General features: G+C 70.3%; 21 protein-coding genes and 1 tRNA gene. 7 read left to right on the top strand and 15 right to left on the bottom strand.

Going from position 1 to position 21,202, the window contains the following annotated elements; genetic code table 11:
• Positions 1-13: 13 nt before the first annotated feature.
• The 4 genes from OG522_RS20745 to nth form a co-directional block, all read right to left on the bottom strand.
• Entirely contained in the window at positions 14-1,366 is a 1,353-nt protein-coding gene (locus OG522_RS20745) for a 6-phospho-beta-glucosidase (RefSeq protein WP_329464482.1), read from the bottom strand.
• A 67-nt stretch (positions 1,367-1,433) separates the two neighbouring features.
• Positions 1,434-2,633 (bottom strand): MarP family serine protease, encoded by a 1,200-nt coding sequence (locus tag OG522_RS20740; protein ID WP_329464481.1) that lies wholly within the window; start codon positions 2,631-2,633, stop codon positions 1,434-1,436.
• 13 nt (positions 2,634-2,646) lie between these two features.
• On the bottom strand, positions 2,647-3,387 hold the full coding sequence (locus OG522_RS20735; protein WP_382805539.1) for an NUDIX hydrolase: 741 nt from the start codon (positions 3,385-3,387) through the stop codon (positions 2,647-2,649).
• A 322-nt stretch (positions 3,388-3,709) separates the two neighbouring features.
• Positions 3,710-4,714 (bottom strand): endonuclease III, encoded by a 1,005-nt coding sequence (gene nth, locus OG522_RS20730; RefSeq protein ID WP_329464480.1) that lies wholly within the window; start codon positions 4,712-4,714, stop codon positions 3,710-3,712.
• Positions 4,715-4,941: 227 nt separating this feature from the next.
• Between nth and OG522_RS20725 the strand changes: the two genes are divergently transcribed.
• Both OG522_RS20725 and OG522_RS20720 read left to right on the top strand, forming a co-directional pair.
• Positions 4,942-5,616: a Crp/Fnr family transcriptional regulator gene (locus OG522_RS20725; RefSeq protein ID WP_017947815.1), complete on the top strand. Its 675-nt coding sequence runs from the start codon at positions 4,942-4,944 to the stop codon at positions 5,614-5,616.
• Positions 5,617-5,757: 141 nt separating this feature from the next.
• On the top strand, positions 5,758-6,303 hold the full coding sequence (locus OG522_RS20720) for a Uma2 family endonuclease (RefSeq protein WP_329464479.1): 546 nt from the start codon (positions 5,758-5,760) through the stop codon (positions 6,301-6,303).
• 27 nt (positions 6,304-6,330) lie between these two features.
• Here OG522_RS20720 and OG522_RS20715 read toward each other — a convergent pair whose 3' ends face one another.
• The 4 genes from OG522_RS20715 to OG522_RS20700 form a co-directional block, all read right to left on the bottom strand.
• Entirely contained in the window at positions 6,331-7,161 is an 831-nt protein-coding gene (locus OG522_RS20715; RefSeq protein WP_329464478.1) for an MBL fold metallo-hydrolase, read from the bottom strand.
• 43 nt (positions 7,162-7,204) lie between these two features.
• Positions 7,205-8,083 carry an NUDIX hydrolase gene (locus tag OG522_RS20710; protein ID WP_329464477.1) on the bottom strand — a complete coding sequence of 293 codons (879 nt, stop codon included), beginning with the start codon at positions 8,081-8,083 and terminating at the stop codon, positions 7,205-7,207.
• A gap of 203 nt (positions 8,084-8,286) precedes the next feature.
• Positions 8,287-8,754: a RidA family protein gene (locus OG522_RS20705; protein WP_329464476.1), complete on the bottom strand. Its 468-nt coding sequence runs from the start codon at positions 8,752-8,754 to the stop codon at positions 8,287-8,289.
• Positions 8,751-8,912, bottom strand: coding sequence for a DUF4177 domain-containing protein (locus tag OG522_RS20700; protein WP_003975360.1), 162 nt, complete (start codon positions 8,910-8,912; stop codon positions 8,751-8,753). Before OG522_RS20700 ends, OG522_RS20705 begins: the two co-directional genes overlap by 4 nt.
• A 96-nt stretch (positions 8,913-9,008) precedes the next feature.
• Between OG522_RS20700 and OG522_RS20695 the strand changes: the two genes are divergently transcribed.
• Both OG522_RS20695 and OG522_RS20690 read left to right on the top strand, forming a co-directional pair.
• Positions 9,009-9,971 carry an ArsA-related P-loop ATPase gene (locus tag OG522_RS20695; RefSeq protein ID WP_329464475.1) on the top strand — a complete coding sequence of 321 codons (963 nt, stop codon included), beginning with the start codon at positions 9,009-9,011 and terminating at the stop codon, positions 9,969-9,971.
• A gap of 23 nt (positions 9,972-9,994) precedes the next feature.
• Entirely contained in the window at positions 9,995-11,311 is a 1,317-nt protein-coding gene (locus tag OG522_RS20690; protein ID WP_329467661.1) for an ArsA family ATPase, read from the top strand.
• A 13-nt stretch (positions 11,312-11,324) separates the two neighbouring features.
• On the opposite strand, the gene OG522_RS20685 is transcribed toward OG522_RS20690, so the two are convergent.
• Positions 11,325-11,693, bottom strand: coding sequence for a WhiB family transcriptional regulator (locus tag OG522_RS20685; protein ID WP_329464474.1), 369 nt, complete (start codon positions 11,691-11,693; stop codon positions 11,325-11,327).
• Positions 11,694-12,109: 416 nt separating this feature from the next.
• On the opposite strand from OG522_RS20685, the gene OG522_RS20680 reads away from it, so the two are divergent.
• Positions 12,110-14,359, top strand: a complete 2,250-nt coding sequence (locus tag OG522_RS20680) for a transglycosylase domain-containing protein (RefSeq protein ID WP_329464473.1) — start codon at positions 12,110-12,112, stop codon at positions 14,357-14,359.
• Between the two features lie 158 nt (positions 14,360-14,517).
• Here the strand turns inward: OG522_RS20680 and OG522_RS20675 are convergent, their stop codons facing one another.
• Positions 14,518-14,982 carry a GatB/YqeY domain-containing protein gene (locus tag OG522_RS20675; protein ID WP_329464472.1) on the bottom strand — a complete coding sequence of 155 codons (465 nt, stop codon included), beginning with the start codon at positions 14,980-14,982 and terminating at the stop codon, positions 14,518-14,520.
• Positions 14,983-15,058: 76 nt separating this feature from the next.
• On the opposite strand from OG522_RS20675, the gene OG522_RS20670 reads away from it, so the two are divergent.
• A complete protein-coding gene (locus tag OG522_RS20670) occupies positions 15,059-15,988 on the top strand; it encodes a metallophosphoesterase (protein WP_329464471.1) in 930 nt (309 codons plus the stop codon).
• Positions 15,989-16,358: 370 nt separating this feature from the next.
• A tRNA-Pro gene (locus tag OG522_RS20665) sits at positions 16,359-16,432 on the top strand.
• Positions 16,433-16,515: 83 nt separating this feature from the next.
• Here the strand turns inward: OG522_RS20665 and OG522_RS20660 are convergent.
• The 5 genes from OG522_RS20660 to OG522_RS20640 form a co-directional block, all read right to left on the bottom strand.
• Positions 16,516-17,742, bottom strand: a complete 1,227-nt coding sequence (locus OG522_RS20660; RefSeq protein WP_329464470.1) for a site-specific integrase — start codon at positions 17,740-17,742, stop codon at positions 16,516-16,518.
• A gap of 73 nt (positions 17,743-17,815) precedes the next feature.
• The gene (locus OG522_RS20655; RefSeq protein ID WP_329464469.1) at positions 17,816-18,025 is read right to left on the bottom strand and encodes a helix-turn-helix domain-containing protein; all 210 of its coding nucleotides are present in this window, start codon (positions 18,023-18,025) and stop codon (positions 17,816-17,818) included.
• A 448-nt stretch (positions 18,026-18,473) separates the two neighbouring features.
• On the bottom strand, positions 18,474-19,949 hold the full coding sequence (locus tag OG522_RS20650; RefSeq protein ID WP_329467660.1) for an ATP-binding protein: 1,476 nt from the start codon (positions 19,947-19,949) through the stop codon (positions 18,474-18,476).
• Positions 19,950-19,954: 5 nt separating this feature from the next.
• On the bottom strand, positions 19,955-20,845 hold the full coding sequence (locus OG522_RS20645; protein WP_329464468.1) for a bifunctional DNA primase/polymerase: 891 nt from the start codon (positions 20,843-20,845) through the stop codon (positions 19,955-19,957).
• A gap of 85 nt (positions 20,846-20,930) precedes the next feature.
• Complete coding sequence (locus OG522_RS20640; RefSeq protein WP_329464467.1) at positions 20,931-21,200, bottom strand: hypothetical protein; 270 nt, start codon at positions 21,198-21,200, stop codon at positions 20,931-20,933.
• Positions 21,201-21,202 lie beyond the last annotated feature (2 nt).

Raw genomic sequence — 21,202 nt, 5'->3', positions numbered from 1 at the left:
TGGCTGCCCGCGGCTAGTCGTTCCTGAGGTATCCGAGCCCGGGGTGCACGCTCCGGTAGCCGTCCAGGAGCCTTCGGGCCACCTGGACGGAGTCGACCAGCGGGTGCAGGGCGAAGGCCTTCACCGCCGTCCGCGCCGACCCGCTCGCGGCCGCCTCCAGAACACACCGCTCGACCGCCTTCACCGCGCTGACCAGGCCCGCCTCATGGTCCGTCAGCTGCGAGACGGGCAGCGGGCGCGGGCCCGCGGCATCCACCCGGCACGGGATCTCGATGACGGCTCGCTCGTCGAGGGTGCGCAGTGAGGTGCCGTTGCGCACGTTCAGGACGAGCGTCGCCGCCTCGTTCCTCGCGATGGCCCGCATCAGGGCGAGCGCGACGTTCTCGTACCCCCCGGACTCCAGGTCGTCGGCCGAGCGCTCACCGATGCCCGACACGTCCCGGTTCTCCGCCATGTACGTGGCCTCGCGCTCGGCCCTCGTACGGTCCCAGGCCGCCCACACCGACGCGTCGGGCACCGTCTCCGCCGACGCGTAGAAACGTGCCTGCTGGTCCCTGAGGAACGCGCCGCGGGTCTGCTCGGCCCGCTGGTAGGCGGCCACCGCCTCGCGGTTGAAGTAGTAGTAGTGCAGGTACTCGTTGGGGACGGAGCCGAGCGAGCGCAGCCAGTCGGCGCCGAAGAGCCTGCCCTCCTCGAAGGAGTCCAGCAGCTCGTCGCCGTGCTCGAACAGGCGCGGCAGGACGTTCTTCTCGCCGTCGTACAGGCCGTGCAGCCAGCCCAGGTGGTTGAGGCCCGCGTAGTCGAGGCGCACGGTGTCCGGGTCGGCGCCGACCACGCGCGCGACCCGGCGCGCCAGGCCCACCGGCGAGTCACAGATGCCGATGACGCGGTCGCCGAGGTGCTCGGCCATCGCCTCGGCGACCAGGCCCGCCGGGTTGGTGAAGTTGATGACCCAGGCCTCGGGAGCGAGCGCCTTGACCCGGCGGGCGATCTCGACGGCGACCGGCACGGTCCGCAGTCCGTACGCGATGCCGCCGGCGCCGACCGTCTCCTGGCCGAGGACGCCCTCGGCGAGCGCGATCCGCTCGTCGGCGGCCCGGCCCTCCAGACCGCCCACCCGGATCGCGGAGAACACGAAGTCCGCGCCGGGCAGCGCCTCGTCGAGCTCGGTGGTGGTCCGCACCCGGGGGGCGTCCTCGATGCCGTACGCCTGGTCGGCCAGGACCCGGCCCATGGCGTGCAGCCGGGCCGCGTCCAGGTCGTACAGGACCACCTCGGTGACTCTCCCGGGCGCGTGGTCGCGGAGCAGGGCGCCGTACACGAGCGGGACACGGAAGCCGCCGCCGCCGAGGATCGTCAGTCTCATCGGGGAGCCTTCTCGTCAGGAAGTCATCGGGGAGCCATCGGGGCGTCATCGAGGAGCCGTCACGGGATCACAGGGCGCACTGCTGGCTGTCGACCTGCTGATCGGCGGTGCGGCCCTGCTGGATGTCGGGCTGGATCTCGTCGGCGGTCAGCGCGTATCCGGTGTCCGGATCGTCGAGCGACTTCGCGAACACCACCCCGTACACCTTGCCCTCGGTGGTCAGGAGCGGGCCGCCGGAGTTCCCCGGGCGGACCGTGGTGAACAGCGAGTAGACATCGCGGCGGACGGTGCCGCGGTGGTAGATGTCCGGTCCGTTGGCGCTGATCCGGCCGCGGATCCGGGCGGCGCGGACGTCGTAGGGGTGGTCCTCGGGGAAGCCCGCGACGATCGCGCTGTTGCCGCTGCGGGCGTCGGTGGAGGTGAACTGGAGCGGGGGCGCCTTCAGGTCGGGCACGTCGAGCACCGCGATGTCGCGGCGCCAGTCGTAGAGCACCACCTTCGCGTCGTACGTACGCCCCTGGCCGCCTATCTGGATGGTCGGCTCGTCGACGCCGCCCACGACGTGCGCGTTGGTCATGACGCGGCGGTCGGCGAAGACGAAGCCGGTGCCTTCGAGGCGCTTTCCGCAGCTCGGGGCCATGCCGACGACCTTGACGATGGACTTCTTCGCGGTGGCCGCGACGGGGCTGCCCGCGAGCCTCGGGTCGGGTGCCTGGACCTCGGTGATCGATTCGTTGGAGAACGGCGTGAAGACCTGCGGGAAGCCGTTCTGCGCGAGGACAGAGGAGAAGTCGCTGAACCAGGTGGACGCCTGTTGGGGCATCACGTTGGAGACGCCGAGCAGGACTTTGGAGTTGCGGACCTCCTTGCCCAGTGTCGGCAGGGCGGTACCGGCCAGCGCGGTACCGATCAGCCACGCCACGAGCAGCATGGCCACGACGTTCACCAGGGCGCCGCCCGTGGCGTCCAGGGCTCTGGCCGGGGACCATGTGATGTACCGGCGCAGTTTGTTGCCGAGGTGCGTGGTGAAGGCCTGGCCCACGGAGGCGCAGACGATCACGATGACGACCGCGACGACGGCGGCGGTCGTCGAGACCTGGGACTCGTTGGTGACCTCGTCCCAGATGACCGGGAGCAGGTACACGGCGATGAGGCCACCGCCGAGGAACCCGATCACCGACAGGATGCCGACGACGAAGCCCTGGCGGTAGCCGACGATCGCGAACCATACGGCGGCGACCAGCAACAGGATGTCCAGCACGTTCACGGGCCCCAGCCTGTCACGCGTGATAGTCCAGCGGCACCTGCTTGGCCCGGTCCCACGGGCGTTCCCAGCCCGCGTAGTGCATGATCCGGTCGATCACACCCGCCGTAAAGCCCCACACGAGCGCCGATTCGACCAGGAATGCCGGGCCTGTGTGGCCGCGCGGGTGCACCGCGGTGGCCCGATTGGCCGGGTCCGTGAGATCCGCCACGGGGACGGTGAAGACCCGGGCCGTCTCACCGCTGTCGACCGCCCGCACCGGTGTCGGCTCGCGCCACCAGCCGAGCACGGGCGTCACGACGAAACCGCTCACCGGGATGTACAGCCGGGGCAGCACGCCGAAGATCTGGACGCCGGCCGGATCGAGCCCGGTCTCCTCCTCAGCCTCGCGCAGGGCCGCCCGCAGCGGCCCCGTGGTGCGCGGGTCGCCGTCCTCGGGGTCCAGGGCGCCGCCGGGGAAGGACGGCTGGCCGCCGTGCGAACGGAGCTGGCTGGCGCGCTCCATCAGGAGCAGCTCGGGGCCGCGGGGTCCCTCGCCGAACAGGACGAGCACTGCGGACTGCCGCCCGCCGCCACTCTCGGGCGGCAGAAACCGGCTCATCTGCTCGGGCTCGACCACCTCGGCGGCCCGCGCGACGGGCTCCAGCCAGTCGGGCAGCCCCCACGTGGTCACGTCGGGGGCGGGCCGATCCCCGACATGGCCGGAACGGCCGGGAGCAGGCCCGCCGTCCTGATCGGCTCTGGAATGGCCGGGCACGCGGGCGGCAGCGGGGGCCGGGGCGGGGCCGGGGTTTTGCGCGGCAGAAGGCCCCTGGCGCGCGCCGGGAGGCCTCGCGGCACCGGGGACCTGGTTCGCGCCCCGGGCGCCGGGCTGGGCGCCAGGGCTCGCCATGGGGCCGCCGCCGGGCTCGGCGTGGCCGTTCGGGCCGCCGGTGCGGCCCCGCGCCTCGATGCCGCCGAGACCACCGTCGTACGTCTCGCTCGCGTGCGTCATATGCACCCCCGTCGTTCATCGTCCACAACGCCTGCGGCCGTCACATTCGTTCCGGCCGGCCGCAGCGTCCGTCTTCCGGGTGACGTCAGGCCGCTCCCAACGGGGGTGCCGGGAGGCCGGGATAGTCCGGCGGCGGGCTCAGCCGCTGCCCCGGGAAGCCCCCCTTCTCGTACTTCAGGAGCTTCTGCGCCTTCTCGGGGTCGGTCTCGCCCTCGCCGTACGACGGGCACAGCGGGGCGATCGGGCACGCGCCGCAGGCGGGCTTGCGGGAGTGGCAGATGCGGCGGCCGTGGAAGACGACCCGGTGCGAGAGCATCGTCCACTCGCTCTTGGGGAAGATCGCGCAGATCTCCGCCTCGACCTTCTCCGGGTCCTCCTGCTCGGTCCACCCGAACCGGCGCACCAGCCTGCCGAAGTGGGTGTCGACGGTGATTCCCGGGACTCCAAAAGCATTGCCGAGCACGACATTCGCCGTTTTGCGGCCGACCCCCGGCAACTTGACCAGATCCTCCAGACGGCCCGGCACCTCGCCCCCGAACTCGTCCCGCAGAGCCGCGGCGATGCCCATGATCGACCGGGTCTTGGCCCGGAAGAACCCGGTGGGCCGGATGATCTGTTCGACCTCCTCGGGGTTCGCCGCGGCGAGGTCCTCGGGGGTCGGATACGCGGCGAACAGCGCGGGCGTCGTCTGGTTGACCCGGAGATCGGTGGTCTGCGCGGAGAGCACGGTCGCCAGGAGCAGCTCGAACGGGTTGCGGAAGTCCAGTTCGGGATGGGCGTACGGATAGACCTCGGCGAGCTCGCGGTTGATCCGGCGCGCCCGGCGGATCATCGCAAGCCGGGACTCGGGCTTGGCCCCGGCGGCCTTGGAGGCAGCGGGCCCGGCCGCGGCACTCTTCTTCGCCACGCCCTTCTTGGCAGCTGGCTTCACCCCGGCACCCTTCTGCGTGGGCTTCACCGCGCCCTCCCCCGCGGGCGCGGACGCGGACCGCGCCGACGTGGACTTCGGGGCCCGCGCGGCTCTCTTCGCGGGTACTTTCGCCTTGGACGCGGGCTGTTCGCCCACAGCGGAATCGTTCTCTGCGGACACTCTTCCAGCCCCCCTGGCCTGCGCTCTCACCGGCGAATTGGACACCCGGCCAGCCTAAAGCCCGGCACCGACATCCGCCCCGGCCACAGCCAATCACGGCCCCAATCGGCCCCCTGGCTCACGGTCCGGCACTCCAGTACGTCATCCTTGTGATTGATCGCACTGTTTAGACCGTCCGGCAAAATGGGGAGCACGCTCCTCTGATACCGGTCGACAAGGAGAGATTCGTGGACGACGTTCTGCGGCGCGCCCCGCTCTTCGCGGCGCTCGATGACGAGCAGGCCGCGGAGCTCCGCGCCTCGATGAGTGAGGTGACGCTCGCCCGCGGCGACGCCCTCTTCCACGAGGGCGACCCCGGCGACCGCCTGTACGTGGTCACCGAGGGCAAGGTAAAGCTGCACCGCACCTCACCCGACGGCCGCGAGAACATGCTGGCGGTCCTCGGCCCCGGCGAGCTCATCGGCGAGCTGTCCCTCTTCGACCCGGGCCCGCGCACCGCCACCGCGACCGCGCTGACCGAGGTCAAGCTGCTGGGCCTGGGCCACGGCGACCTGCAGCCCTGGCTGAACGCCCGGCCGGAGGTGGCCACCGCCCTGCTGCGTGCGGTCGCCCGCCGACTGCGCAAGACCAACGACCAGATGTCCGACCTGGTCTTCTCCGACGTGCCGGGCCGGGTCGCCCGCGCGCTGCTCGACCTGTCGCGCCGCTTCGGTGTGCAGTCCGAGGAGGGCATCCACGTCGTGCACGACCTCACGCAGGAAGAGCTGGCCCAGCTGGTCGGCGCGTCCCGTGAGACGGTCAACAAGGCGCTCGCCGACTTCGCCCAGCGCGGCTGGCTGCGTCTGGAGGCCCGCGCGGTGATCCTGCTCGACGTGGAGCGACTGGCGAAGCGCTCGCGCTGACCCTCTTCGATCCCGTACGTGAATGGGGCCCGCCTCTTGGGAGGCGGGCCCCATTCGCGTGTGCGGAAGGAATTCCTCACCCTGGTGTCAGAGGCGTGCCCTATTCTGCGAAAACAGTCAGTGACGAGCCTGGAGGCAGTGATGAGCGTCATGGACGACGTGCTGCGGCACACCGCTGAGCTGCTCGCCAAGGAGCACGAGGGCTTCAAGATCGAGGTTGTGGGGGACCGCATCGTGATGTCGCCGCAGAGCAACGTCCAGAGCTGGACGATCTTCCACGTCCAGAGCGCGGCGTTCAACGCCGGCATCGCGGAGCCGCGGGTCCTGTCCGACGTATTGATCAGGTTCCCGGGCGAGCCCGACCGTGTCCCGGATGTGACGATCCTGGAAGACGGCGCAGGGGAACCGTACTCCTACCAGGACATCCTTGCCGCCATAGAGATCGTCTCGACCAAGGACGACTCCAACGACTACGAGATCAAGATCCACCAGTACGCTCGCTTCGGCGTTCCGATCTACCTGATCATCGACCCCTTCCGCGGTGAGTGCTCCCTCCTCACCCGTCCCAAGGGCGACGACTACGCGACCCGCGACATGTACAGCTACGGCGAGACGGTCACGCTTCATCTGGCGGACGGGGCCGAAGTCCCCATCCCCACAGGCAAGTTCAAACGCAAGGAATCCTAGCGGGCACTTCGGGCGGCACTCCGGCGCTTAGATCAACCCGTGCTCCCCCAAGTACTCCAGCTGGGCGAGCACCGACAGCTCGGCGGCCGGCCACAGGGACCGGTCGACGTCCGCGTAGACCAGGGCCACCACCTCCGCCGCCGTGACGTGGCCGTTCTCCACCGCCGTCTCCACCTGGGCGAGCCGGTGGGCCCGGTGGGCCAGATAGAACTCCACGGCGCCCTGGGCGTCGTCGAGCACCGGCCCGTGTCCTGGCAGCACCGTGTGCACGCCGTCGTCGACGGTCAGCGAACGCAGCCTGCGCAGGGAGTCGAGATAGTCGCCCAGGCGGCCGTCGGGGTGGGCCACGACGGTCGTACCGCGGCCAAGGACCGTGTCGCCCGTCAGGACGGCGCGGTCGGCGGGCAGATGGAAGCAGAGCGAGTCCGCGGTGTGGCCGGGGGCGGGCACCACCCGCAGCTCCAGGCCGCCGGTGGTGATGACGTCACCCGGCGCGAGCCCCTCGTCCCCCAGGCGCAGCGCCGGGTCCAGGGCGCGCACCGGGGTGCGGGTCAGCTCGGCGAAGCGGGCCGCGCCCTCGGCGTGGTCGGGGTGCCCGTGGGTGAGCAGGGTCAGCGCGACCCGCTTGCCCGCCCGCTCGGCCGTGGCGACGACGCGCTCAAGGTGCCCGTCGTCGAGGGGGCCCGGGTCGATGACGACGGCCAGGTCGGAATCGGGCTCGGCGACGATCCAGGTGTTGGTGCCGTCCAGGGTCATGGCGGAGGCGTTGGGCGCCAGCACGTTGACCGCACGGGCGGTGGCGGGGCCCGAGAGGACCGCGCCGCGCGGCTGCCCGGGAAGGGCGGCGGCATCACTCACAGGGCACCTCCAGGGGCGGCGACACCGGTCGCGGGACGGGTCATCAGGCCCCGCCCCCCGCCGGAATGTGCTTGGTGAACTCGTCGTGGCCCGGCCAGCTCAGGACCAGTTCACCGGTGTCGGTCAGGCGGGCCCGCGCGAGTACCGGCGTCAGGTCACGGCCGTCCGACGCGGCGAGGGCCTCGGCGGCGGTGGCGTACGACACGAGGCCGCGCAGGGTGGAAACGGTCGGGGGCATCATCAGGAGCTCGCCCCTGTCGTAGCCGGCGGTGGCGTCGGCGGGGCGGATCCAGACGGTGCGGTCGGCCTCGGTCGAGGCGTTCCGGGTGACCTGGCCCTCGGGGAGCGCGGCGACGAAGAACCAGGTGTCGTACCGGCGGGGCTCGAACTCGGGCGTGATCCAGCGGGCCCAGGCGCCGAGCAGGTCGGAGCGGAGCACCAGGCCGCGGCGGTCCAGGAACTCGGCGAAGCTCAGCTCGCGCACGACCAGCGCCTGGCGGTCCGCCTCCCAGTCCTCGCCGGTGGTGTCACCGACGACGCTGGCGGGGCCGGGGCCCGCGAGCAGGACGCCGGCCTCCTCGTAGGTCTCGCGGACCGCGGCGCAGACGATGGCCTGGGCGGACGCTGGGTCCGTGCCGAGGCGTTCGGCCCACCACTCGCGGCTCGGGCCCGCCCAGCCGAGCTGGGAGTCCTCGGCGTCGCGGGGGTCCACACCGCCGCCCGGATACGCGTACGCGCCTCCGGCGAAGGCCATGGAGGCGCGTCTGCGCAGCATGTGCACGGCGGGGCCGCCCGCGCCCGCCCCGTCCCGGAGCAGCATCACGGTGGCGGCCCGCCGCGGCTCGACCGCGGTGAGCTCGCCTGCGGCGAGGGCGCGGATCCGGTCCGGCCACTCCGGCGGGTACCACTGACCATTGGGCATGGCCGGATGCTACGGGGTGACGTGCGGATGTTCGAGGGGGTGCGGACGAGCCACACCCCTTCGGCGCCCACGCGGCTGGGGTGCAGGTGAGCCACACCTCTTCGACGGCCGCCCGGACTGAGTGCGGGTGAGCCTTACCCCTTCGGCGCCCACGCGCACGGGGTGCAGGTGACCCACACCCCTTCGGCGCCCGCTGACGGACGTCAGTCCGCGACCAGCTCCACCTGGATCTCGACCTCGACCGGGGCGTCCAGCGGGAGCACCGCGACGCCGACGGCGCTGCGGGCGTGGACGCCCTTGTCGCCGAGGACCGCGCCGAGGAGTTCGCTGGCGCCGTTGATGACGCCGGGCTGGCCGGTGAAGTCGGGGGCGGAGGCCACGAAGCCGACGACCTTCACGACGCGCGCGATGCGGTCCAGGTCGCCCACCACGGACTTGACCGCGGCCAGCGCGTTGAGGGCGCAGGTGGCGGCCAGTTCCTTGGCCTCCTGAGACGTCACCTCGCCGCCGACCTTGCCGGTGACGGGCAGCTTGCCCTCCACCATCGGGAGCTGGCCGGAGGTGTAGACGTACCCGCCGGACCGCACGGCGGGCTGGTACGCGGCGAGCGGCGGGACCACCGACGGCAGCGTCAGGCCCAGTTCGGCGAGCTTGGCTTCGACGGCGCTCATGCCTGCTTCTCCCGCTTCAGGTAGGCCACCAGCTGCTCGGGGTTGTTCGGCCCGGGGACGACCTGGACCAGCTCCCAGCCGTCCTCGCCCCAGGTGTCCAGAATCTGCTTGGTCGCGTGCACGAGAAGGGGCACGGTCGCGTATTCCCACTTGGTCATGGGCCCGACTGTAGCCGTTGCCGCCCGCCCCCTTGCGCGGGCGCCTTACGCGGACCACATGCGTAGCCCGCGCACCGACTGGTTAGGCTCGAAGGTGTGAGCAGGCTCCAGGTCGTCAGCGGCAAGGGCGGTACCGGCAAGACCACGGTCGCCGCAGCACTCGCGCTCGCCCTCGCGACGGAGGGCAGGCGCACGCTCCTCGTCGAGGTCGAGGGCAGACAGGGCATCGCGCAGCTCTTCGAGACGGAGGCCTTTCCGTACGAGGAGCGGAAGATCGCCGTGGCGCCCGGTGGCGGCGAGGTGTACGCCCTGGCCATCGACGCGGAACGCGCGCTGCTCGACTACCTCCAGATGTTCTACAAACTGGGCGGCGCGGGACGGGCGCTGAAGAAGCTCGGCGCCATCGACTTCGCCACCACCATCGCGCCGGGCGTCCGGGACGTCCTCCTGACCGGCAAGGCCTGCGAGGCGGTGCGCCGCAAGAACAAGCAGGGCGGGTACGCGTACGACTACGTGGTGATGGACGCGCCGCCGACCGGCCGCATCACCCGATTCCTGAACGTGAACGACGAGGTGGCCGGGCTCGCGAAGATCGGGCCCATACACAACCAGGCACAGGCCGTCATGCGGGTCCTCAAGTCACCTGAAACAGCGGTGCACTTGGTGACGCTGCTCGAAGAGATGCCCGTACAGGAGACCGTCGACGGGATCGCGGAACTGCGCGGCGCCGAGCTGCCGACGGGCAACGTCATCGTGAACATGGTCCGGCCGCACGTGCTGGACGAAGCCGCGGTGCGCGGGGTCACCGGAGAGCGGCGCAAGGAGGTCGCCAAGACGCTGACGCGCGCCGGGGTGACCGGTTCGGCGAAGCTGGTGACGCCGCTCCTTGAGCAGGCCGCCGAGCACGCCGAGCGGGTGGAGCTGGAGCGTGAACAGCGTTGGGTGCTCGGCCAGTTGGGGCTTGTGACGTACGAACTGCCACTGATCGGCGAGGGAATGGATCTGGCCGGGCTCTACCGCCTGGCCACGGAACTGCGCAAGCTCGGGGTGGGTGAGTGACTTTGGACGCGGCCGAGCCGCTGATGATCGATCCGCTGCTAGACGATCCGGGCACCCGCATCATCGTGTGCTGCGGTTCGGGCGGGGTGGGGAAGACAACTACCGCCGCCGCACTGGGAGTTCGGGCGGCCGAGCGGGGCCGCAAGGTCGTGGTGCTCACGATCGACCCGGCCCGCAGGCTCGCCCAATCCATGGGCATCGACTCGCTGGACAACACCCCGCGCCGGGTCAAGGGCGTCCGGGGCGACGGCGAGCTGCACGCCATGATGCTCGACATGAAGCGGACCTTCGACGAGATCGTCGAGGCGCACGCCGATCCGGACCGGGCCAAGGCGATCCTGACGAACCCCTTCTACCAGTCCCTGTCGGCCGGTTTCGCGGGCACGCAGGAGTACATGGCGATGGAGAAGCTGGGTCAGCTGCGGGCCCGGGACGAGTGGGACCTGATCGTTGTCGACACCCCGCCGTCACGCTCCGCGCTCGACTTCCTGGACGCGCCCAAGCGGCTCGGATCGTTCCTCGACGGCAAGTTCATCAAGCTGCTCATGGCGCCCGCGAAAATGGGCGGCCGGGCCGGGATGAAGTTCCTCAATGTCGGCATGTCGATGATGACGGGGACGCTGGGCAAGCTGCTCGGCGGGCCCTTCCTGCACGACGTGCAGACCTTCGTGGCCGCGATGGACACGATGTTCGGCGGGTTCCGCACCCGCGCGGACGCCACGTACCGACTGCTCCAGGCGCCGGGCACGGCCTTCCTCGTGGTCGCCGCGCCCGAGCGGGACGCGCTGCGCGAGGCCGCCTACTTCGTGGAGCGCCTGGCCGCCGACGACATGCCGCTGGCCGGGCTCGTCCTCAACCGGGTGCACGGGAGCGCGGCCGCCCGGCTGTCGGCCGAGCGCGCTCTCGCCGCGGCGGAGAACCTCGAAGAACCGCCGGAGGCGGCGGACACCGATGCCCCGGACGCCTCCGACATCCATGACGCCCCGGACAGCGGGCACACAGAAAATCTTGACGAGGGTCGCATTGTGGATCAGGAGGCCGGGAAGGCTGAAGGTCGTAGCACCAGCGATCCCTCTCCCGACACTGTCAACTCCCCCGGGGACACCGGGAGTTGCGAAGATTCCATCGAGCGGCTGACCGCCGGGCTGCTGCGACTGCACGCCGAGCGCATGCAGGTGCTCGCGCGCGAACGGCGGACGCGCGACCGCTTCACCGCGCTCCACCCGGAGGTCGCGGTGGCCGAAGTGGCTGCCCTGCCCGGTGACGTGCATGACCTCACGGGGCTCCGGACCATCGGGGACCGGCTCGCGGCCGGTGGTCCCCCGGCCGGAGCTGCCTGATCCCGCGGCCCCATCAGCCCACCGCCGCGAACGCCTCTTCTCCGAAGGAATGCCGGTAGTCGTAGACGGCGTCCTCCTCCGCGCACACGGGCAGGATTCCCGTGCTGCGCTCGTACTCGGTGCGCGCGGTCTCCAGAAGGTGGCGCCAAGAGGTGACGGTGGGGCGCCTGCGCAGCAACGCGCGCCGCTCCCGCTCCGTCATCCCGCCCCACACGCCGAACTCGACACGATTGTCGAGCGCGTCCGCGAGGCACTCGGTCCGCACCGGGCAACCGGTGCACACCGCCTTGGCCCTGTTCTGTGCCGCACCCTGTACAAACAGTTCGTCCGGATCGGTAGTGCGGCAGGCTGCCTGCGCACTCCAGTCGGTTACCCAGCCCATGCCGGCGCCGTCCTCTCCCGAATCGAGGCTCCCCCACGGCGGTAGCGGCATATTCACCGCTGCCAGTTGAGGACGTTACGGAAGGTAGGCACAGCGCAACACCCCCGGCGGGCCCAATCTTGAATGGCCCGAACGGACTATGCGTACGCGGCAGATCACCCAACGGAGTGAGCCGGCGACATGTGTGACGAAACCGAAATATCGGGATGCACCGGCTGAGCCAGAACGGACACCCGATGACGCATGAGGCCTAATCGGACACCAACCGGGGTTGATTCCCACCGGATTCGGGACGATGGAACGCCTCTGTACACAGCCCGGACCTTGCTGCGCGGCCGCACTGCTGTGACAGTTGACCGCAGCTTAGGCCAGAGCCTTGAGTCGTGTCCGGCGATTGAGAACGTAGGCTGCCCCTCATGGCAAAGAAGCGTTCGGGCGCAGGCCTGACCGGGACCCAGCAGGCCGCCAAGTTCCTGGGCGTGAGTGCGCTGGCGGGCGCCGTGCTCGCCGGGATCGCCCTTCCGGCGGCCGGCGCGCTGGGGCTCGCGGCCAAGGGCACGGTCGAGGGATTCGACGAGATCCCGGCCAATCTGAAGACCCCGCCGCTGAGCCAGCGCACCACGATCCTCGACAACAAGGGCGGCACGATCGCCCAGGTCTACTCGCGCGACCGCACCGTGGTGCCGCTCGCCGACATCTCCCCGTACATGCAGAAGGCGATCGTCGCGATCGAGGACTCGCGCTTCTACGAACACGGCGCGATCGACCTCAAGGGCGTGCTGCGCGCGGTCAACAAGAACGCGACGAGCGGCGGCGTCGCCCAGGGCGCGTCCACCCTGACCCAGCAGTACGTGAAGAACGTCTTCGTGGAAGAAGCCGGCGACGACCCCGACAAGGTCGCCGAGGCCACCCAGCAGACGATCGGCCGCAAGGTCAAGGAGCTCAAGTACGCGATCCAGGTCGAGGAGGAGCTCGGCAAGAAGAAGATCCTGGAGAACTACCTCAACATCACGTTCTTCGGGCAGCAGGCGTACGGCATCGAGGCCGCCGCCAAGCGCTACTTCTCCAAGTCGGCCAAGGACCTCACCCTCGACGAGTCCGCGATGCTCGCGGGCATCGTGCAGTCCCCCAGCCGGTACGACCCCGTCAATGACGCCCAGGAAGCCAAGAAGCGCCGCAACACGGTGCTCCAGCGCATGGTCGACATGAAGGACATCTCGCAGGCCGAGGCCGACCGGGCCAAGGAAGCGCCGATCAAGCTGGACGTCAGCAAGCCGAAGAACGGCTGCATCACCGCCGTCGACGGCGCGGGCTTCTTCTGTGACTACGTGCGTGAGGTGTTCCTGTCCAACCCGACCTTCGGCAAGACGAAGGAGGAGCGGGCCAAGCTCTGGAACCGCGGCGGGCTCACCGTCCAGACCACCCTCGACCCGCAGGCGCAGAAGTCGACGCAGGAGTCGATCAAGAACCACGTCTACCAGAAGGACAGCGTCGCGACGGCGGTCACGCTGGTCCAGCCCGGCACCGGCAAGGTCCTGGCGATGGGCCAGTCCAAGCCGTACGGCTTCGGGGACAACGAGACCCAGATCAACTTCTCGGTCAACCGGCAGATGGGCGGCTCCAATTACGGCTTCCCGGTCGGTTCGACCTTCAAGCCGTTCCTGGCGGCGGCCGCGATCGAGGGCGGCAAGCCGCCGACCCAGCAGTACCCGTCCCCGTACGACATGGACTACCCGGCGACCGTCCAGACGTGCAGCGGCAAGCCCTGGGTGAACGACCCCAACAACCCCGCGCACCTGGAGAACGAGAACGAGTCCGAGATCGGCCCGTTCGCACTGAAGGACGCGATGGCCAAGTCGGTCAACACGTACTTCGTGCAGATGCTCGGCGACATCGGCATGTGCCCCGTCTCGCAGATGACCGACAAGCTGCACGTGGTCCAGGGCAACGGCGACAAGCTGCCCATGGTGCCCTCGGCGCTGACCCTCGGCTCCACCGGCATCTCGCCGCTGACGATGGCCTCCGCGTACGCCGCCTTCGCCAACCGGGGCACGTACTGCACGCCGATCGCCATCGAGTCCATCAAGAAGGTGGACGGCTCGTCGCTGCCGGTGCCGAAGACGTCCTGCTCGCAGGCGATGTCGCAGAACACCGCGGACAGCATCAACACGCTGCTGCGCGGCGTGGTCGACTCCGGTACCGGCCAGGAGGCCGGCCTCAAGGACCGCGACAACGCGGGCAAGACGGGTACCACCGACGCCCGCAAGAACGCCTGGTTCGTGGGCTACACCTCGAACCTGTCCGCCGCGGTCTGGGTCGGCAGCCCGTCGCAGCGCGTCGAGATGAACAACATCACCATCGGTGGCCAGTTCCAGGAGCAGGTGTACGGCGGCCAGGTCCCAGGACCGATCTGGCGTGACGCGATGACCGGCGCGCTCCAGGGCCAGACCTCGGCGCCGTTCATTACGGTCAACATCCCCGACTCCCAGAAGCCGGGCGGCGAACCCGCGACCGGCGGCCCCGCCAACCCCGACAAGAGCAAGAACAAGCGCAAGCCGAAGCCGGGTGGCGACAACAAACCCCCGGCCCACGGCACCTCACCGTTCCCGGGCATCCCCGTCCCACCGGACCTGATCGGCGGCACGGACGGCGGGTGGCCGCAGTAGGGAGCGGCGTGTGTCGGCCCATAGGCCGTACGCACATGGGCGGTAGACACGCGGAGCGCACACGCATGAGGCGCCCGCGCATAAGCTGAAGGCACATAAAAGGGGCGCCCCGGGATTCACTCCCGGGGCGCCCCTTTACGTACGTGGAGGGGGCGGGGTCAGCCCGCGAGGAGCTTCTTCACCGCGGCGGCGACACGGCCACCGTCGGCGAGGCCCGCCACCTTCGGGTTCACGATCTTCATGACGGCACCCATCGCGCGCGGCCCCTCGGCCCCGGCCGCCTTGGCCTCCTCGACGGCGGCGCCGACGATCCCCTCCAGCTCGCTGTCGGAGAGCTGCTTGGGCAGGTACGCGTCGAGAACCTCGCCCTCGGCCAGCTCGCGCGCAGCCGACTCGGCGCGACCGCCCTGCTCGAAGGCCTCGGCCGCCTCGCGGCGCTTCTTCGCCTCCTTGGCGATCACCTTCAGGACCTCGTCGTCGGAGAGCTCACGCGCGGTCTTGCCGGCGACCTCTTCCTTGGCGACGGCGGTGAGGGTCAGCCGGAGCGTGGACGAGCGCAGTTCGTCGCGCGCCTTCATGGCGGTGGTGAGGTCGTCCTTGAGTCGGGCCTTGAGCGTGGTCATGCCCCCAGTGTGTCAGGTGCACAGCCGTACTCGCCCGCTGATTTCCGCGTCCGCCAGGGTCTGCGACGATGGTCGTATGCGCGCGCGATACGGAATTCCCTTGGGCATCACGGCGGTCGGGGCCGCAGGTCTCACCTATGCGGCGGGCTTCGAAGCGAGATCGTTCCGGCTGCGCCGGGTCACGGTGCCGGTGCTGCCGCCGGGGGCGGGTCCGTTGCGCGTGCTCCAGGTGTCCGACATCCACATGGTGGGCGGCCAGCGCAAGAAGAGGGCGTGGCTCCAGTCACTGGCGGGCCTGCGCCCCGACTTCGTGGTGAACACCGGCGACAACCTGTCCGACCCGGAGGGCGTCCCAGAGGCGCTCGACGCGCTGGGCCCGCTGATGGAATTCCCCGGCGTGTACGTCTTCGGCTCGAACGACTACTACGGTCCGAAGCTCCGCAACCCGGCCCGGTACCTGTTCGAGAAGGCGCAGGGCCGGCACGGGCTCAACGGCAACGCGCCGGCTGTCGGCGTCGTCCACAATCCGTGGGAGGAGCTGCGGGACGCGTTCGACGCGGCGGGCTGGGTGAATCTGAGCAACACCCGGGGCCGCCTGAAGCTGGACGGCATGGAGCTGGCCTTCACGGGCCTGGACGACCCGCACATCAAGCGGGACCGCTACCAGGAGGTCGCGGGTGGCCCCGAGACGGGGGCGGACTTCTCGATCGCGGTGGTGCACGCCCCGTACCTGCGCACGCTGGAGTCCTTCACGGCGGACGGCTACCCGCTGATCCTCGCGGGCCACACGCACGGCGGGCAGCTGTGCATCCCCTTCTACGGGGCCCTGGTCACCAACTGTGACCTGGACACGGACCGGGCGAAGGGCCTCTCGACCCACGAGACGGACGGCCACCGAGCCTTCCTCCACGTCTCAGCAGGCTGCGGCACCAACCGCTACACCCCCCTCCGCTTCGCCTGCCCCCCGGAGGCAACCCTCCTGACGCTGGTGGAACAACGCCGCTAGCCATCCACGCGGGGCCGCCCGCTGGGCCCGGGGTGGCCGTGGGACGCCCAGCTGGGCCCGGTCGCCGTGGGTCGCGCGCTGGGCCCGGTCGCCGTGGGCACACGCTGGGCAAGTCCGGGGGCGCTCCGGGCCCGGGACCGCCGGGGGCGAGCTGGGCCCCGGGCCGGCCCGGGGCCCGCGCTCTGGACAAGGCCCCGCCCGCGCGCCGGGGCCACGCCCTGGCCATACCCCTCGCCCCCTACGTCGCGACCCTGGCGGTCGTCCGGGTGGAACGCATCCACCCCTACCGCCGAGGCCCCGCAAACCGGATTTCGTCTCCAGCCGCCGGTGGGCTAAAGTAAACGACGTCGCCGCGACAAGCGGAGACGATCGGGGTGTAGCGCAGCTTGGCAGCGCGCTTCGTTCGGGACGAAGAGGTCGTGGGTTCAAATCCCGCCACCCCGACGCTGGTCAGAGACCACATACAGGAAACTGTATGTGGTCTCTGTCGTTCCCGGGGGGCCAAACAGGGGGCCAAAGGAAATCGATCAGGTTCCTGCCAGGGGCTTGTCCGCACCCCCCTCGTCGTCACCCTCCTGACCTTGCGCAAAGATCGCGTCCATAGCCTCCGCGCCCTTCGTGATCACTGGCCGCAACTGCTTGCGATAGACCGCTTCGGTAGTCGCCTGGCTGGTGTGCCCGACCAATAGAGCGATGGTCTCCAGCGGGACCCCGTGGTCGGAGAGCAGGGACACGAAACTCTGCCGCGTCTCTCGGGTCGTCCACTCGTGCGGCTTCAGGTCAATGCCCGGCACCTTGGCGGCCTTGGCGATGATGGCGCGGAAGTCCCGCCGGACGTTGGCCGCGTCCAAGAGCTCACCGCTCCGGGTCGTGAAGACCCTCCCCGCTTGGTCCCACTCCAGCCCCTTGGCCGCCCTCTCCTTCTTCTGCTGCCGCATGTGCTCTTCGAGGACTTCAACCACCATCTTCGGCAGGGCGATGGTCCGGCGACTCCTCCGCGTCTTGGTGTCTCCGTGCTTGCGCACCGAGCGCCACACTGCGACATGGGGCGGGATGGCGTCCTTGGTCTCCAGGAAGACATGGTCCCAGGTGAGCGGGCGCGCCTCCTCCGTTCGTACGCCTCCAAGGAAGGACAGCACGAGGTAGGCATACAGCCGCGACGGGCGCGCGGCCGTGAGTACGGCTCGTGCCTGCTCCAGATTCATGGCCTTGCTCGGGCGGCCGGGGCGCCCTTCCGGTGCGGTCACGAGCAGCGCGACGTTCCGCGCGGCCTTGTCCCGACGCTGAGCGTGCGCGACAGAGCGACGGAGGATGGCGAGCAGATCACGCAGGCTGCGGGTCGCTAGGAACTCCGCCCGGTCGTCCAGCCAGTCATCGACGTCATCCGCGCTGAGGTCCTTGAGCTTGGCCTTGCCAATGAACGGGATCAGGTGCTTGTTGGCCATCGAGCGGTTCTTGCCGATGGTCCCCTTCTGGTCCCGCCCCTTGAGCCCGCGCTCCAACCAGTCGCTCACGGCCTCGGCCACGGTGTAGTTCACGGGCGCCTTGACCCCGGACTGCATCTCCTTCTTCAAGTCCCTGATCTTCTGGCGAACTTCAGTCTTGGTCTTGCCGTAGACCTTCGGGCGGCGCCGCTTGCCATTCGGGGCGTAGCCAAGGGACACGGCGCCGACATAGCTCTTCTTCGCGGCATCCCAATAGATCGTGTCCTCGCCATGTCCGGCCCGGCGGGCACTCTTGGGTGTCTCAGTCATGCGATGTGCTCCAAAGGGACAGGCCGCGCCGATTGGCGCGGCCCGTCGGGTCGTTGAAGGAGAGGAAGCATGGTCAGGCAGCGTTCTGCGCCTCGCGCTTGAGAAGTTCGATGTACTCGGCCACGTACTCAGGCGGTACGAGCCTGCGGCGACCGATGGTGATCGTCCGGAGGCGGCCCAGCCGGATCTGCTCGTAGACCGTCGAGCGCCCGACGCGGAGGGCCGTGGCGGCCTCCTCCGGCTTGTAGAGGATCTGATCGATGGGTTCGGCGCGAGTGGCCACGGTGCGACTCCTTCGGGTGCTGTCAGGTGGCTGTGCTGTCCGAAGCGGGGATTTCTGCGTCATCGCGTCATCCGCGTCATCTGGGCCGTTGACCTGCGGTTTCGGGTGACGCAGAGGTTTGCGGTCTGCGTCACCGGTGACGCAGGCGTCCGTCATCGGGTGACGCAGGTGACGCACGATGACGCAGGATTCGGCCGTCTGCGTCACCGCTGTTGTCGCAGTTCAGGGGCCGTCTGGCGGGCCGTGGTGACGCAGGTGACGCAGGACTTCCCTTCTTAGGAAAAAAAGGGGGGTGGTTTCTGTGGTGGCGCGTCACTGCTCAGAGCGTGAATGCGGAGCCGCGTTCGCGGCACGTCCTTTGCAGCGGCGGCAAGCCGCCGGAACAACAAGAGGAGCACCACCTGGCGGGCCGTGCTCCTCTTGCTTGTCCGCCCCGGCGGGCCGCCGGTCAGAAGGCGGTCTGCTGCTCGGGCGGCGGGGGCGGGGCCTGACGGGCCATCTCGATGTACCGGGCGGTCTTGCTGCGGCCCCAGTCCACGAGGACGCCCCGGGCCGCGAGCGTGGGCTGTAGCCGCTTGAGGCGGTCGGACAGCACCTTGCCCGTGGTCGGCCAGCCCTTGGGCAGGGGGCGGCATTCCTCGCCGCTGTAGAGCCCGGTGAGGCAGTGGAGCCACTCGGCCGACGTCATCCGCACCTCAGCGCCCGGGTCGAGGTCGGCGGCGTGCTTGAGGACGGTCTGCGCGAGCAGGTCCCCCTCAATGACGTCGTCGTTGAGGTCATCGAGGCTGGCCCGGTAGGCGTCCAGCGCTCCGAGCCCGCAGACCGCGTCGAACTGGGCGCACAGGTGGGCGAAGTCGGCCATGCGCAGATCAGTCGGGGTGACCGCCTCAGCGGCCCGGACCTTGACCGCCAGATCCAGGAGCGACCCGAGCACGATGGGCAGCGCTTCGGCGTAGTCGGCCCACAGTTCCGCTTCGGTGCGCCGTACCCGGGGCCGCTCCAGTCGCAGGGGCAGGAGCCGTTCAGCGAGGTCGGGGCGGATGACGCCGACGTCGATGCCGGTCAGCAGCAGGGGACGCCGGTAGCGGGAGCGGACCACGTCGCCATCGGTGAAGAGCGCGCGCTTGATGCTCTCGGCGCCGGTGACGATGCAGCACATCAGGTCGGAGAGGTCCGGGGGCAGGTGGGAGAGGTTGTCGAGGGCGGTGACCCATCCGGCGGCCACGGCCGTGATCAGGTTCTCCTCGTCCTTGGGCGCGCGGCGCAGGTCGCCGGTCATCCCTTCGAGGATGCGCACCAGCATCCGCCCGCCCGTCGACTTGCCCGCGCCCTGGGGGCCGGTGAGGAACGGGGCCGGGACGGGCACGGTCGGTTCCAGGCAGCCGAGGAGCCAGGCGATGGCCAGGCACTCGGTTGCCGGGCCCGCGAAGTTGCACAGGCCCAGGAGCAGGTCGATGCCCTTGCCGCCGGTGTCCGTGGCGGGCAGGGGCAGTTCGCCGGTGAGCTGGGTGCGCCGCCAGCACACCTCACGCGGATCGGGAACGGTGATCTCCCACCCGGTGGGGTGGATGCGGACGGACTGGCCGTCGTCGCGGCCCAGGTCGAGCCACGTCGCCCCGTCGAACCCGGGGGCAACGCGGATGTGCGTGGGCTGAACGTCCTGGGCGAGCGCGAGTGCTTCGATCAAATCCAGCGCCTCCTTCATGGCGGTGCCGTTGAACACGCCCAGCCCGTCCCGGAACAGGTCGACCATGAGTTCCTGCCGGTGGCTGCCGGTCGTGCCCTGGGAGCGGATCGGCCGGGCCACGGGGTGGCCGTTGCGCTGCGCGTAGACGGTGCCTTCGGTGGTGCGGAAGTACCGGAAGTGCGCTTGCGCGTAGTCGGTGATGATCTGCCGCGCCGGGTTCTTCTCGTCCTCGGACACGGCGCTCACATCCCCAGGGCGGTGCGGGCGTTGGCCCACGCGTCGGCGCAGTGCCGGGCCGTCTCGCCCTTGGCCTGGGCTGCGGTGAACAGGCGGGCGGTGTGGGTGTCGGTGAGGCAGCCGCACCGGCCGTGCACGGACAGCACCGCCAGGAACGTGCGGTAGACCGTCGCGTGCACCGCGCTGCGGGCGTCGGTGATGCGCTGCTCCGCCATGGCGATACCGCGTTCCAGGTAGGCGGGAGTGCGGTGCCGGCATTCCCCACCACCGGCCAGCGCGGGCACCGTGACGACGGACGGCCGCCGGACCGTGGACGGCTTCACGGCCAGCGCGCGCACCGCTTCCGGCAGGACGGTTAGGGTGCCGCTGCCGGTGCCGCGCCACCGGGCGTAGGCCATCGTGGACTTGATGTCGACGTCCGCCCGGACGCCGTTCACTGAGCGGATGGCGCCCTGGTAGATCCAGTGCTCCCCGCGTGTGGTGGCCACGGTCCGGGTGGGCGGCAGGCTCTGGCGGGCCCAGGTCACGGCGGCCGGGGAGTCCAGGTCGACCACGGTGAGCCCGGCGCCGCCGGGGTGGTAGCCGATCCCGACCGCCCGGCGCCACGCACGCCCCCAGGTCGGGGAGTTGATGACGTCCGGGTCAGTGGTGGCGGCGGCCCACGCGTGGCACACGTCGGGGCAGAGGCACGGGCCCGCGTTCTTCATGTTCGGGCGCCCGCCACATGCGTTCTGCGCGCACGTGGGGCAGTTCCCGAACGGGACCTTGCCCCGGCGCAGAGGCAGCACCGGCAGGCCCGCACGAGCCAGGTCGAGCGCGGTGCTCAGCAGATCACTGGCGGCCGGGCGGAACGGGCCCTGAGTGCCCTCTCGCCGGTTGTCGGTGGGTTGCGTCATGCTGGGTGTCTCCAGTTCTTCGAGAAGTGCTGGCAGGCAAGGGCGGCCCGTGACTTTGGCGAGACGGGGGCCGCCCTTGGCGTAGCTAGAACGGGGGTTCGTTGCTCCACGGGTCGCGGTGGTCGACGCGTCGGCGCAGGAGGCGGGGCAGGCGTGGGAGCGGCAGCAGGGTCCTGCGCCATTCGGTCCAGCAGTCGCAGGGCTCCCAGTCGGTGCCCGCGTACTCGCCCTCGTGGTCGCCGTAGTCGCACCCGATGCCGCCGTCGCCTTCACAGTTGGGGCAGTTGGGGCGGGGGGTGTCGATCAGGATCAGCGTCCGGCGGGACCAGCCGGTGAGCTGCAAGCGGAGTCGCATCA

The organism is Streptomyces sp. NBC_01431, from assembly GCF_036231355.1.
Taxonomy (GTDB): domain Bacteria; phylum Actinomycetota; class Actinomycetes; order Streptomycetales; family Streptomycetaceae; genus Streptomyces.
The sequence above is the reverse complement of the archived record's forward strand: the minus strand, read 5'-3'. Positions and strand labels throughout refer to the sequence as shown.